General features: G+C 48.6%; 8 protein-coding genes. 4 read left to right on the forward strand and 4 right to left on the reverse strand.

Translation table 11 applies throughout. The annotated features are described in order from the left end of the window. Window positions 1-214 precede the first annotated feature (214 nt). On the forward strand, window positions 215-4,345 hold the full coding sequence (locus ACR9Y8_RS20010) for an N-acetylmuramoyl-L-alanine amidase (protein ID WP_481215020.1): 4,131 nt from the start codon (window positions 215-217) through the stop codon (window positions 4,343-4,345). 58 nt (window positions 4,346-4,403) lie between these two features. Here ACR9Y8_RS20010 and ACR9Y8_RS20015 read toward each other — a convergent pair whose 3' ends face one another. The 4 genes from ACR9Y8_RS20015 to ACR9Y8_RS20030 all read right to left on the reverse strand — a co-directional run bounded on the left by ACR9Y8_RS20015 (window position 4,404) and on the right by ACR9Y8_RS20030 (window position 6,444). After that, a complete protein-coding gene (locus tag ACR9Y8_RS20015) occupies window positions 4,404-5,015 on the reverse strand; it encodes a ClpP family protease (protein WP_481215021.1) in 612 nt (203 codons plus the stop codon). Window positions 5,016-5,025: 10 nt separating this feature from the next. Continuing rightward, entirely contained in the window at window positions 5,026-5,286 is a 261-nt protein-coding gene (locus tag ACR9Y8_RS20020; protein WP_481215022.1) for a hypothetical protein, read from the reverse strand. Then, window positions 5,267-5,794 (reverse strand): RNA polymerase sigma factor, encoded by a 528-nt coding sequence (locus tag ACR9Y8_RS20025; protein WP_481215023.1) that lies wholly within the window; start codon window positions 5,792-5,794, stop codon window positions 5,267-5,269. Before ACR9Y8_RS20025 ends, ACR9Y8_RS20020 begins: the two co-directional genes overlap by 20 nt. A 110-nt stretch (window positions 5,795-5,904) precedes the next feature. After that, window positions 5,905-6,444, reverse strand: a complete 540-nt coding sequence (locus ACR9Y8_RS20030; protein WP_481215024.1) for a hypothetical protein — start codon at window positions 6,442-6,444, stop codon at window positions 5,905-5,907. An 802-nt stretch (window positions 6,445-7,246) separates the two neighbouring features. On the opposite strand from ACR9Y8_RS20030, the gene ACR9Y8_RS20035 reads away from it, so the two are divergent. The 3 genes from ACR9Y8_RS20035 to ACR9Y8_RS20045 all read left to right on the forward strand — a co-directional run bounded on the left by ACR9Y8_RS20035 (window position 7,247) and on the right by ACR9Y8_RS20045 (window position 15,399). Then, complete coding sequence (locus tag ACR9Y8_RS20035) at window positions 7,247-10,354, forward strand: SusC/RagA family TonB-linked outer membrane protein (RefSeq protein WP_481215025.1); 3,108 nt, start codon at window positions 7,247-7,249, stop codon at window positions 10,352-10,354. An 8-nt stretch (window positions 10,355-10,362) separates the two neighbouring features. Further along, entirely contained in the window at window positions 10,363-11,982 is a 1,620-nt protein-coding gene (locus tag ACR9Y8_RS20040) for a SusD/RagB family nutrient-binding outer membrane lipoprotein (protein ID WP_481215026.1), read from the forward strand. 120 nt (window positions 11,983-12,102) lie between these two features. Then, window positions 12,103-15,399, forward strand: a complete 3,297-nt coding sequence (locus ACR9Y8_RS20045; RefSeq protein ID WP_481215027.1) for a VCBS repeat-containing protein — start codon at window positions 12,103-12,105, stop codon at window positions 15,397-15,399. Window positions 15,400-15,402: the final 3 nt, after the last annotated feature.

Genomic DNA, 15,402 nt, shown 5'->3' on the forward strand with positions numbered 1-15,402 from the left:
TCCCTACATTTGTTCATGTAGATAGCAAAGAACCTATGTAGACATTGAAAGACCTGTAGCCTAGAAGAACCCTGTAGTGTATTGTAGCTGTAGCATTATCACTTTTATTTATTGCCGGTAATGAACTAATGATGAGAAGCATCTTTAGTGCGTTATAGCATTGCATTCAAGCCTTTGTCCAAACCTATATTCTATAACCATTAAACCAGTATCTATGATACGATGCAGTTTGCTACTATTAGCCACCTTGTTACTGTATTTCCATACCAGCGCCCGGCAGGCTACAGTGCCTGACAATATGGAATCTTATTTTAAAGAAGCATACAAGCTATATCCCAACATCCCGGCAGGCACGCTGGAAGCCACGGCCTATAGCGCTTCTCACCTGGTGAACCTGCAGGCGCACGCAGGCAGCGACCATGATAATTGTACCGGAATGCCTGAACGTTTCGGCATATTCGCACTGGTGGAAGACGGAAAGGGATATTTTAAAAATAATCTGCTGGCTGTTTGCAACCTGAGTAACATTTCACCCGCGCAATTTAAAAGAGATGTGCGGCTGCAGATACTGGCCGTTGCGAAATACCTCAGCCATCACGCAGGCGCCCAAAGAACAGCTGCAACCAGTGCGGAAAGCTTTGCTCCTGTACTGGAAAAGCTTTCTGAGATCCCGGATGATGGCAGTCCCGTCAACACTTATGCACGCTCTCTATATACCTACGATATTTACCAGCATCTGCAAAAGGGCTTTAGTACACCCAGGTTTAAAGCGGCTCCCACGAAGGTGCAGCTGGACAAGATCTATCCCGCAAAGACACTCCGTACCTTGCAGGCGCCTGCTATACAGATCACTACCCGTCAAAACAGCAATGATGTTTCCCTGCTCAGCACTGATTACGGTCCTGCGCTGTGGGATGAAGCACACACCAATAACTGGGGAACCCGAACCGGCGGCCAGCAGCCAACCAACGTAACTATTCATACCATGCAGGGCAGCTATGCCGGCACTATCTCCTGGTTTAACAACGGTAACCAGGTGGTGAACGGCGTGGTAGTACGTACATCCGCACATTACCTGGTACGTTCTTCCGACGGACAGATCACCCAAATGGTAAGAGAAGCCAATAGGGCCTACCATGTGCTGAACCATAACAATTATACGATCGGTATAGAGCATGAAGGTTTTGTAAACGACGCCAGCTGGTATACCGACAACATGTACAGATCTTCTGCAGCACTGGTGCAGGATATATGTGCCGGTTACAACATAGACAAGACCACCTGCTTCAAAGGGCCCGCTACTTCCGGTACTAACTTCCTCCCCGTCACGGTACGTGTAAAAGGCCATCAGCACTATGACGGCAATAGCCATACAGACCCTGGCATTAACTGGAACTGGAGCAAGTACTATGGCCTTATTAACCCGGCGCCTACCGCTGCTACCACCATTAGCTTCCTGGTGAAGAACCAGGCCACTGGTGTTGCTATCGCCAATGCAGCAGTGAGCGTAAAGCGGCCTAACGGCAGCACCAGCAACCTGCAAACAGATGCAAGCGGCAAACTGGTATTCGGCGCAGACGCCGGCAGGTATGAATTCACCTTCACAAAAAGTGGCTACAATAAACTGGAAACCTTTTTTGTAGGCGGAGAAGAAACTGCCATTGCTGCTGATGTTAACCTTGATCCAGCCACCACTGCATTTAACGCTACAGCAGCAGCTGCGGCCACTTTGAAAGCAGCAGGCAATAAGATGATCCTCACCGGTTATGTAAGGGATGCGGATGCCAATACTCCCTTAGCAGGAGTACAGGTAAGCGCCGGCTCTTACAGTGGTGTAACAGATAATAACGGCTTCTTCTCCTTTGCTTATGGCGGTGCCGTCCCGGCCATTACACAAGGTAGAACGCCTGGGAAGATCCCTATACGCGCGGCAAAAACAGGCTATGTAACGCATACCATACAGGACTTTTACCTGATACCGGAAACCTATACGCTGAAGATCGCCCTCAGGTCTTCGGCTTCGCCCGGTGCACATACACTGCAACAGGGAGAAGAAACAGAGCATAGCCGTCATGGCATGTTTGACAGAACAGCAGCCGATGAGCAGCAGCGTGCCGCCGATGCAAAGCCTGCTGCATCAACCGCGGCACAAAGCGCTGTGCCTGTTACCATGCCTGCAGCTGCCGCTATTGCGGTACCGGCTTCCATCCGCGTGGGCACCGGTTGTTCCTGCACTACCTGCAGCGCCGTACAGGTAATGAGCCTGGAAGCATATGTACAAACCGGTGTGGACGATGAATGGATCTCCAGCTGGGGAGCGGCTTCTTTACAGGCCGGCGCAGTGGCTTACCGTTCTTACGGCGCTTACTATGTCGCGCATCCGGTAAAAAGCAATTATGATATTGCCAGCACAACCTGTAACCAGGCATGGGAGCCAGACCAGGCAACCAGCGTAAAAAATGCAGCCATTGCTACTGCCGGGGTAGTGCTCACAAAGAACGGAGCGATCTTCCGCTCTGAATATTCAGCTGAAAATAACAATGCAGGTTGTGGTGATGGTTTCAGCGGCACAGGCACTGCCTGGCCCTGTATATCCGATTTACGTTGCGCCGGTAAAACCACGAACGGCCATGGCCGCGGTATGTGCCAGTGGGGTTCCAGCTACTGGGCCACTGATAAAACCTACCAATGGATCCTGGATCATTACTATACCCCCGGTGGCGTAAGCGTTCAGAACCCCAATGCGCCCGCGCCCACTACTATCACTTTTACGGTGAAAGACCAGGCAACAGGCAATGCGATTGCCAGTGCGGGTGTCTCCGTGACGGCTCCTGACGGTGCTACTGCCACCCTGCAGACAGATGCTTCCGGAAAGCTGGTATTTGGCGCCGGCGTGGGTAAATATACTTTTGCTTTCACCAAATCCGGTTATACCAGGCTCTCTGCCAGCTTTACAGGCGGCGGGACAGATTCAGTGATCACTGCCAATATTAACCTGGACCCTGCTACCACTCTTACAGCGGTTTCATTGCCAGCCGCCGGGAAAACGGCTGTTTCCGGTTATGTAAGCAGTGCTGATAGGCATACACCCATCAGCGGTGTGCAGGTAAGCGCAGGCAGGTATACCGGCCTTACAGATAGCAAAGGTTTCTTCTCCATATCATTGCCCGCGTCTTTAAAAGCGCTTACACCTGGAAGCGCACCAGAGGCAATTGACTTACGCTTTACAAAGCAAGGATATATGACGCACAGCATTCGCCGCTTCTACCTCGTTCCCGGCACGCATATGCTGAAGGTGGACCTTTCCGCTGCCAGCGCTGCCTCCGTTCAGCAAGGAGTAAACGAAGTAATAGAGCAGAGCCGCCATGGTATCTTTGACGGAACGGAAGCGGATATACAACAGCGCGTCGCCCTACGTTCATCTGCCACAGGTACTGCCGCATCGCCGGTTAGCATAGCAGCGGCAGCTGTTCCCGCCAGCATACGCGTATCTACCAGCTGCGCATGTACTACATGCAAGGACCCTGTAGTGGAAGTAATGAGCCTGGAATCTTATGTAGCCACAGGTGTCGACGACGAATGGATCTCCAGCTGGCCGGCAGCATCCCTGCAGGCCGGTGCAGTAGCGTACCGTTCAGCAGGCGCCTGGTATGTACAAAACCCGGCTGCGGTAAACTATGATATTTCTGCTGCTGCCTGTCACCAAACCTGGCAGCCCGATAATGCCGCCAGCGTAAAAGCTGCTGCGGCTGCCACGAAAGGAGTGGTGTTGATCAAGGACGGTGTGATCTTCAAAGCGGAGTACTCCGCAGAAAACAATAATGCCGGATGCGGCGATGGCTTTAGCGGTAACGGCAGCAGCTGGCCCTGTATCGCGGATGACCGTTGTAAAGGCAGAACAAAGAATGGCGACGGAATAGGCATGTGCCAGTGGGGCTCCAGCTTTTGGGCCACTGATAAAACCTACCAATGGATCCTGAACCATTATTACAACCCGGGTGGTGTAGACAGTGCAGCCATTGCCCTTAGCCGTACCTATCTGACAAGTCCGGCGCCTGTTCCCAATAGCGGAAAGAAAGCCGTAGCAGGCCTGCAGATAGCACCTAACCCGGTTACGGGCAATGAAGTGAAGCTGAGCTATACCCTGGCAAAGGAAGCCGGTAAAGCGGTGCTGCTGTTGTCAGACAATACCGGGCGTCTGGTATTGCAGCAGCGCGTGAACCTGCAACAGGGATTGAACCAGCTCACCCTGCAAACAGGCGCCCTGAAAGGAGGTATTTATATCGTTACGTTGCAGTTGGCAGGCGGGCTATCAGAAAGCAAAAAGCTGATGCTCGTTAAGTAGCCCTTCACCTATATCCTGTGTTGAATAACGGAGGGCGTTTGGCAGATAGCCGGCGCCCTCACGTTTTATGCTTACTTAGCCGGGCGAGTGCTTGTAGCTCCGCTGCATCGCCCAGCACTTCATCTACAAGACCGTAGTCTTTGGCTTCTGCTGCGTTCATGAATTTGTCTCTCCTGAAGCTGGCCTCGATCTCTTCACGTGTATGGCCGGAGTGTTTGCCCATCAGGTCAAACAAATGGTTTTGCAACCTTTCCTGCTCCCGGTAAGCAATGCTCACATCTTCCGTATAGCCTTTGGCACCACCACTGGTAGGATGCATATGAATGGTGGCATTAGGTAAGGCATATCGTTGCCCGGCTGCACCTGCGCTGAGCAATACAGTGCCCATACTGCCGGTAAAACCAACGGCAACGGTTGAAACCGGCGATTTCATCATTTTCATGGTATCGTAAATGGCAAGACCGGCGTATACACTGCCGCCGGGGCAATGCACATAAAGCCTGACAGGATAATGGTTTTCGCTATCCAGGTAAAGCAGCTGCGCCACCACCAGGTTAGCCACCTGGTCGTCTATAGCGGTGCCCAGGAAAATAATGCGTTCTTTCAGCAAGAGGCTATAAATATCATAAGCCCCTCGCGTAGTGTTATCGAGGACGGTAGGTATCAGCATAATGGATGTGTTATTTAAATATGGAGCTTATTTCAGTGTGAAAGGTTTCATCTGTTTCCCATAAGTGGCTGTGTATGGCCACCAGCTTTTCGCGTTGCGCTTCCCGGCCTATATGGCGTATCACCCGGTGTGCTTCCAGCTGTTGCTGTACATTTTCGTGCAGGGTGGTATCGGTAAGCATTCTTGCCTGGAATACCAGTTGATCGGCAGCAGGCATTGCCTGCAGGAGGTATTGATCTATCTCCTGTATTTCACGCAGTTGCTTCCTCATAAATAGCAGACCGTTTAATGGTTTCCCTTACCTTTTCAAGGCATTTGTATTTCTGTACAGTAGCAGAATGGGCGGTGCTGTAGTGGAACTCCCTGGCAATCTCGTCCATAGGCCGCTGTTCGTAATAAAAAGCCTGTAGCAATTGCAGGCACTTTTTGCCCGCGGCCTGGAGATACTGGCACAGGGAGCGGGTTTTATCTGCTTCCGGTGCATATAGATCTGCCGGGATATCCGCATGGGCGCCGAGGATATCCAATGATTGGTGCCGGCAGTCACTCCTGAACTTTTGCATCCATAATATTCGGGTAATGCCCACCAGGTAGGCTTTTACGGATACCTGGATATCCAGGGTATTGTTGTTGCGTTTTTCCAGGTAGATGAGCAGCGCATCATGGAAAAGGTCTTTTGCCGTATCAAGATCTCCTCCAAGCCGCTGTACCACCCTGGCTACCTGGGGAAAGGTTTCCCGGTAGATCGCTGTGAGCCATATCGCTTCTTTTTCCTGCATGTCAGTTCGGTTTTTAATAATAGTGTCAAAAACGGGGGGAGTATCACCTTTAATTTAAAAAAAAATCCCCGGACCTGCCGGGGATTTGTGATAAAAGAGGAGATCTTTTATCAGCTGCCAATTTCTTTATACTCTACGGTAACACGGGTAACCCGGATGTCATACCAGGGGCCGGCGGGTACCTGGTACTTGAAGGCAAAGGTCCAGATATCATTATCTGCTGTGGTGGATGGGTCAAAATGGTCCGTATAGAAGGGTGTTATGAGGGGTGACTGCCCGGATAAATGAAATTCGACATAGTTCCACCTGGATCCCATAGGCGCGTATGTGCCTACCGGTAGTGTTATTTTGAATTTGAAGGGTTGAGCAATCCCGGTGGCTGTCAGGCCAGAGAATATAGGGATCTCTTCTGAGACACCTTTAAATTTTTCCATGTAAAGGGATAAGCCAAAACCAGGTTGTTGAATATTATCCTGCCCCATTTCTCCAATGCCTTCAATGATGATAAACCCGCCGTCTTTTTGGGCGATCAGCTTCGGAGAGAATGCCGCGAAGGCCGTATTTGACTCAGGAGAGCTGCTTGAAGCGGTTTTCAGGAATTCAGGATCGCCTGCCATGTGAAAGATGTCCTTGTTTACAGTAATTACCATTTTAAAGTGTTTAGGGTTATACAAAAATGTTGTCCTTACAAAGTTGCACTGCTCTTACGCAGCTGTTTTGCGCAGTGTCACAAATACAATTAAAATGGTAATTGCAAATCCCTTTTTATGCCTGATATTTATAATACTATGCTATCCAGTGAAAATAATACTTGTTTTAACAGAAAATTAGCATTAATTATGTGGAAGATTTAGACCCCACGTACTAAATCGTTTAAGTGGACAAGAATGAAGCGGAGCAATGAAAAATTAACGCCTGTAATCAGGAAAATTTCCGTCAAATACTCATACTGAAGTTGAACATATCAGACTTGTTATTTGTTTATTAATTGGCGTATAATCAACCAAAACCACAGGGATGAAAAAGAAGTCAGGGCTTGTTATTCTACTAGAAAACTAGGGGAGCAACCAGGGAACGAACAATGAGAAAATAACATCTTTTCTAGTGCACATTTTTTCAATAGGAAAATGATTACATGCCTTACCTGTAAAAGGCATATAGTTTATTATCTCTAACCAAAATCGGGAATTAATGAATACAGGAACAATGATCGGTCGCAACACATAGCAGCTACCCAAGCAGATTGTATAACCACAACAGAATGCCTTTTGCAAGGCGTAGTGCTATTGTTTTCTCTAAACTAAACCGGACCAGATGTAATAGGAACGATGATTAAAAATTACCAAGCTTAATCGCTGGGCCAAACGCGTGGCCAGGAATTGCATGCCGCTATAAAAGGCATGATGACAGAACTATGCCTAATTCAAACCAAAAACTAAAATCCACTGAATAATGAGACAACTACGTCTGATGATCTTTATGCTGCTGCTTAGCTCGGTGGCATTTGCTCAAACAAGGCAGTTAACAGGCACCATCAAGGATGCAAAATCCGGGGCGCCGCTTCCCGCTGTAACTGTCCAGGTAAAGGGAAAGAATATTGCAACAGTTTCCTCCGGAGATGGCTCCTTTGTTTTGAAGGCGCCCGCTGGTGCATTTACATTACAGGTTTCCCTGGTGGGGTATGGAACTAAAACCATGGAAGTTACGCCGGACCAGACGTCGCTGGATCTGGTGCTCAGCGAATCCTCTACCCAGTTAGGCGAGTTGGTGGTAACCGCATTGGGGATTTCCAAGGAATCAAAGAAAGTGGGTTATTCCGTTACCAAAGTAGATGGCAGCCTGATGACACAGGCAAGAGAGAATAACGTGGGGCTTTCACTAGCTGGTCGCGTAGCTGGCGTGAACGTACACGGTTCCAGTGGTGGCGCCGGTTCTTCTGCGCGTATACTGTTGAGAGGTATGCCCAGTATGAATACGCTTACCGGTTCTCCGCTGTTTGTAATAAATGGTGTGCCGATTGACAATACGCAACGCGGTAATGCCAGCGAATGGGGCGGCGCCGACAACGGTGATGGCATTTCCAATATCAACCCGGATGATATCGAAAGCATGACGGTGTTGAAGGGACAGTCTGCATCTGCATTGTATGGTGCAAGAGCTGCAAATGGTGTGATCATTATCACCACCAAATCTGGTAAGAAAGGTGCTGCCACTGTGGAGTATAACATGAACTATGCAATGGACAAAGCCATCAATTTTACAGATTGGCAGTATGAATACGGCCAGGGGCAACATGGCGTTAAACCTGCTGGTGCGGACGGTGCTCAAACCAGTGGGAGATTAAGCTGGGGCTCCAGACTGGATGGATCCATGATCACCCAGTTTGATGGCAAGCAATACGCCTATTCACCGTATAGGGACAATATTGCTAACTTCTACAGAACAGGCGCTTCTTTTACTAATACCATAGCCGTTTCCGGCGGCGGCGAAAAAGGCACTTATCGCTTATCCGTTTCCAGCCTGGATAACAAATCTATTGTACGCAACAGTGGGCTTGACAGGAAAACATTCAACTTCACCATGGATCAGAAAGTGACGGACAGGCTGACCGTAAAAGTACTGGCGAACTATATAGACGAGCAGGTGAAGAACAAACCGATGATCAGCGATGGGCCTATGAACGCCAACAATGGCCTTTTCCTTGCTAATAACATCAATGAGGCTATACTGGCCCCGGGTTACGATGCCGCTAGTGGAAAGGAAGTAGTATTCAGCGACGATATATATGTATCCAACCCCTGGTTCGTAGTGAACCAGTTTGTCAATAATGTAGGCCGGAAACGATTGATCTCCGCTATTACTGCCCGCTATGATCTTACCAGTTGGCTGTATGCACAGGGCCGTTTAGGATATGACCTTCAAAACGACCGTGTTTTCAAGGTAACCCCCACTGGCACCGCCTTTACAATACAACCTGAAACCGGCTATTCCGGCAGGCTGGAAGAGCTGAGCCAGGCACAAACCTACCAGCTGAACGGCGACATTTTGCTGGGCGCCAGCAAAAAGATCACTCAGGATATCGGCATAGACGCAGCAGTAGGTGGCAACTTGCTAAAGAATGGATATGAATGGGAAACCCTCAATGGTGGACCATTCATTGTAAACTACCTGTATGCTCCCAGAAACGTGGTAAGCTATGATAGAGATTACAAATTCTGGAGAAAGGAAGCACATTCTGGTTATTATACGGTGGACCTCAACTATAAAGACTTCCTTACCTTAAGCCATACTGGCAGGTATGATGTGTTCTCCACATTGGCTGGCCCTGATATACCCAAAAGCCAGACAAGGATCTTTACGCCGTCTGTATCCGGTAGCTTCATCTTCTCCGAATTGGTAAATGTGCCCTCCTTAAACTATGGTAAGCTGCGTGCATCATACGCCCAAACCAGTGGCGAGCCGGTGGATGCTTATCAAACAGCTATCTACTATGAAGTGGAAGGTTCCCTGAATGGAACGCCTACAGGCCGGTTTAGTGACGCGTTGCCCAGCGGTTTGTTGAAGCCATATAAAGTACAGGAGTTTGAAGTAGGTACGGAACTGAAGTTCTTTGATAACCGCCTGGGTCTTGATGTGGCTTATTTTAACCGCAAAACCAAGAATGAGGTAATGCAAACAAACTTCAGCACCGCTACCGGGTTTAGCAAAGGATATGTACCTACCGGTTCTACGCAGAATAGGGGAGTGGAAGTGTTGTTGACAGGTACGCCGATACGTGGGAGAGACTTTGCCTGGAATAGTTCCTTTAACTTTACTTACGTAAAGAACAAGGTGCTGGAAACAGATGATAAAGGCTTACCTGTTTCATTAGGTACTGATCGCTTCAACCATGGCGTTGCAAACACGGTGTTTGTAAAAGGAATGGCAGGTCCCCAGATACAGGTGTATGACTTTAAATACGATGGAAAAGGGAATGTCGTAGTAAATGATGCAGGTTTACCTGTTGCCGGCAACCTGATAAACGCGGGCAGCGTATTACCTACTGTTTATGGCGGTTTCAACAACGAGCTTAATTATAAGGGTATAAGCCTTTCCTTTCTGCTGGATTACAATTTTGGCAATAAGATACTTTCCTCTACCGCAGCTGAAAGTGTTTATCGCGGCCTTAACAAGTCTACTCTTGTTAACCGGGAAGGAACGTTTACCGGAGGCGTAAAGGCTGACGGTACTCCGAACGCTATAGCAGTAGACGCACAAACCTATTACCAAAACGTGGCACAACAGATTACTAAGATCAGCGTACTGGATGGCGATTATATTAAATTACGCCAGGTTACACTTGGCTATACCTTGCCGGATAAATTGCTGAACAATTTGCCGTTAATACGCACCGTACAGATCTCCCTGGTTGGCCGTAACCTCTGGACATTGTTAAAACGTAGTGATAACATCGACCCTGAAGCTGGTTTTGCCACTGTGATCAAATATGCAGGTATTGAAGGTACCGGCGTACCCAGCACAAGGACATACGGTGTTAACGTTAATATCAAATTTAAATAAGCATGGTCATGAAAAAAATACTGATATATATAGGTATCACCTCTGCTATGCTGGTGCATATAGGGTGTAACAAGGATTTCGATCAACTTAATACAAATCCGCTACAAACGCCGGCAGATAACTTTAATCCGAACTATCTTTTAACCAGCGCACAGTACGTGTACTCTTCGCAGGGATACAACATTTCGCTATTTACAAGTATGTGGGCGCAAACCATGGCTTCCACCTCGTCGCTCAGTTCAAACTACCTCTCGAATGCCGACAAGTATGTACCGTCCAGTGGTACGCCGGATTACCAGGGCCGCCTGTGGAACAATAACTACGGCAGAACCGACCAGTTCTATACAGGCGCTGCGAGTATGGTATATGATGCTATTAATTTAACAAAGGACGATGCCAGCCTGAGCAAGCTTAACGCGATCTGCAAAATTATGAAAGTGATGATTTTGCAGCAAGTGACAGATGTATACGGAGATATTCCTTATAAAGAAGCATTGCAGGGGAAATCAGGTCTTACTCAGCCGGTTTACGATCCGCAGCAGGAAATTTATAACACCATGTTCGGAGAACTGGAAGCTGCCATTGCCCAGCTGGGCTCCGCCCAGGGAGAGGTAACGGGAGACCTGTACTATAAGGGTGATGCTACCAAGTGGAAAAAGTTTGCCTATTCACTGATGCTGCGTATGGCCATGCGTTTGACAAAGGTAGATCCTGCAACAGCAAAAACATGGGCCGAAAAGGCAACTGCAGGCGGTACATTTGCTGGCATTGCCGATAATGCATATATACCAACGCAAAACAGCAGCAACCACGATAACGCCCAGGCAAGGGTATATAACACGGATATTTACCAGACCAGGTGGAGTAAAACGTTTATTGATTACCTGAAAACAAATACCGATCCCAGGTTAGGCGTGATCGCAGAAGTGCCTGCCCCTGGCCTGGCCGCCAACCAGGCTGCAGGTCCCGGTAATACTGACCCTGCTGTACAAATCGGGTTGCCTAATGGTTATGACCTCAATGGGGGCCCGACAGATATTAAAAATGCACCCGGTTATCCTGGTGGTACCGGATCAGGTGCTGACGTAACACCAATAGGAAAATACTCCCGTCCCCGTACTTCCATTTACGCAAACAGGAGCGGTAATATCTTCGTGCTCACGTATGCCGAAACAGAACTGCTCTTGGCCGAGGCAGCCGCAAGAGGCTGGAACGTTGGCGGTACTGCTGCTACCCATTATAGAAATGGCGTATCTGCGGCGCTGCAGTCACTGGCTACGCTGGGTAGTGATGCGGTCATCAGTGCCGGGGTTGCTGATGCTTATGCACTAGCTCACCCGCTGAATATAACGTCTCTGGATGCTTCCCTGAAGCAGATCAACGAGCAATACTGGGCAACAACCGGGTCATTCTTTAGTTACGTGGAAACCTGGATCAACTGGAAGCGGTCCGGTTATCCTGTGCTTAAACCGGTAAATTACGTAGGTAACTTCTCCGGCGGCACAATACCCAGAAGGCAACCTTACCCGGTAACTGAACCTTCGCTCAATCCTACTCATTACGCGGAGGCTGTAGGCAGGTTAAATGGTGGCGACACCTGGACTTCCAGGGTATGGTGGGATAAATAGTAGTATTTCATGATGCATGTGAAATAATAAGTCAAAAAACCAATGCAGCGGATGTTATGGTCACATCCGCTGCATTAACATTTATAAACCCTTCGTGCTGTTGATAAACAAGTGTATATAATGAACCGTTCTTCCGTAACACTCATATTTGTTATCACACTGTTACCCTGTCTGCTCACGGTAGACGCAAAGGCGCAACAGACCCTTTTCCAGCTATTGCCTCCCAAAAGTACTGGCATAAAGTTCATCAATGAGATTAGTGAAAATGAACACCTGAATGTACTGGCATACGAATATTTTTATAACGGCGGAGGAATAGCTGTCGGTGATCTTAACAACGATGGCTTGGATGATATTTTCTTTACTGCCAATATGGGCCCCAACAAACTTTACCTTAACCAGGGTAACCTGAAATTCAAAGACATTACCAAAGAAGCCTCCAAAGACCTGGAAGGAAGACCGGAAGGCTGGAAGACCGGAGTAACTATGGCAGACGTGAACGGCGACGGGCTACTGGATATTTATATCTGCTATTCCGGAAAAGTAGGTGGTGATATGCGCAGGAACCAACTTTTCATCAACCAGGGCAACCTGAAGTTTGCGGAAAAGGCAAAAGAACATGGCCTGGACGAAGCAGGTTACAGCACACAGGCCGCTTTTCTGGACTATGATAACGATGGCGACCTGGATATGTTCCTGCTGAACCACAACGTGGTTAAGATCGACAATATGGAGTTCGCCCAACACCGTAAAGAAGTAGATACACTGGCGGGCAGCAAACTATACCAGAACCAAGGTAACCATTTTACGGATGTTTCAAAAAAAGCGGGCATCATACAAAGCCCCCTTACTTTCGGATTGGGGATTTGTATTTCAGATGTTAACCAGGACGGATGGCAGGATATTTATGTAACCAACGATTATAACGAACCTGATTATCTCTATATAAACAATCACGACGGCACGTTTAAGGAAGATATAAAAAACTGCTTCCGCCATCTTTCCCAGTTTTCAATGGGGGTAGATATAGCTGATTATAATAACGACGGGTTGCCGGATATATTGACCCTGGACATGCTGCCGGAGGACAACCGGCGGCAAAAACTGCTGCAATTGCAGGAAAACTATGAATCCTTTGAGCTGATGATTTCGCAGGATCTGTACAAACAGTACATGCGCAATATGCTGCAGTTGAATAACGGCGACGGCACTTTCAGCGAAATAGGGCAGCTGGCCGGCGTCTCCAATACAGACTGGAGCTGGTGCCCACTGTTTGCCGACCTGGATAATGATGGGTATAAAGATCTGTTTGTGAGCAACGGTTATCTGCGGGATTACACCAACAAAGATTTTTTGCGCTATTGGGGAGACTATAAGCTGAAGAGAGCCATGAACAGAGAGCCTATACTGTTAATGGACCTGGTAACGGCTATGCCTTCCACCAGCTTGATGAATTATGTGTTCCGTAATGAGCACAACCTTACTTTTTCCAATAAACAAAAGGAATGGGGTCTGGAGAATACCGGAGTGTCCGGCGCAGCCGTGTATGCTGACCTGGACAACGATGGAGATCTTGACCTTGTTGTCAGTAACATCAATGAGCCCGCATCGGTTTATAAAAATACGGCACATGAAAAAGATAGCACCACTTATCTTACACTGAAACTGAAAGGCAAGCGCGGTAATACATTTGCCATTGGGGCCAAGGCATATGTGTATGCAAACGGCGTATTGCAATACCAGGAAGTGAATCCCGGAAGGGGTTATCTCTCTTCGCTTCCCGCCAGCCTGCACTTTGGCCTGGGACATGCGCAGCAGGCAGACTCTATACGTATTATCTGGCCAGACAATACAGTACAACGTTTAAATAATGTGGCGGTCAACCGGCAACTGGCGGTAGATCAAGATACCGCCGGTGCTGTTGCGCCGGTTCCCACACAACCCGCCATACAGAAAACTATTTTTAGCAGAACCAAAGGGATCATTGGCTATAAACATGACGAGGCTGCCTGGAATGACTTTAAACGGCAACCGCTCATGTTGTTCATGTATTCCCGGACTGGCCCTGTATGTGCCAAAGGAGACGTGAATAATGATGGCTTGGAAGACCTTTATATTAGCAGCGACTACTCAAAACCCGGCATGCTCTACATGCAGCAAGCCGGTGGTACTTATCAAATCAATAACAACACCGAACTTGACGGAGCAGGCGGCCCCTCCACTGCCGATGCCGCATTCTTTGACGCCAACGGCGATGGCTTTGCAGACCTTTACCTGGCCCGGGGCGGCTACGCCTTGTTTGAGCCTAATACGCCCAGCCTGCAGGATGCGCTGTACATCAACGACGGCAAAGGTAACCTGGCATTATCGCCGCAGGCATTGCCCGATCTGAGCGCCTGCAGCAAATCCTGCGTGCGCCCCTGTGACATCGATAATGACGGAGACATCGACCTTTTTGTAGGCGGGCGGGTGATTCCCGGAAAGTACCCGCTAACACCGCCTTCCTGGCTGTTGATCAATAACGGTAAAGGACAGTTCTCCGCCAGCCCCCTTCCTGTAAAGGGAATGGTCACGGATGCGCAGTGGACAGATATCGATAAAGACGGCAGAAAAGACCTGCTGCTCTGCGGCGAGTTCATGCCCCTTACCCTGTACCTGAACAAGCCGGATGGCTTCAGTAATAAAACCAGTGATTACTTTGAGCAGACGCCTAAAGGATGCTGGTTCAGCCTTGCACTGGCAGATGTGAACGGAGACGGACAGGAGGATATTATTGCCGGTAATCTTGGAATGAACACCCCATTCCATGTATCAGAAAAGGAACCTGCAGAGCTGTACTATGCAGACTTTGATGGCAACGGCTCCATCGATCCCTTCTTTAACTGCTACATAAAAGGCGTTAGCTATCCCTTTGTAAGCCGCGATGAGCTGAATGACCAGATCTACCCTATGCGCCGGAAGTTCACCTCTTACCGCAGCTATGCAGATGCGACGATAAAGGACATCTTTGCGCCGGACGAACTCGCCAAAGCCGCTAAGCTGAGCGTTACAGAGCTTCGTTCGCTTTGCTTCATTAACCGGAACGGCAAGTTTACAGCGTCCGCCCTGCCTTTCCAGGCGCAGTTCTCCGTGATCACAAAAACCATTGCGGACGATTTTGATCACGACGGTAAAACAGATCTGCTCTTACTGGGTAACCATAGCGATAACCGCTTAAAGCTGGGCAGCCTGGACGCCAGTTACGGCTGCCTGCTCAAAGGTGATGGTACCGGGAACTTCACTTATGTGGCCCCTGCTGCATCAGGTCTCTCTATTACCGGCGACGTAAAATCAGCCGGCGAATTGATCATTAACAAGGAAAAGTATATTATGATAGGCGTGAACAACGCAGGTATTTTCTTATACAAAGCGCAATAAGCT

This window comes from Chitinophaga sp. SVR4-12A, from assembly GCF_056754765.1.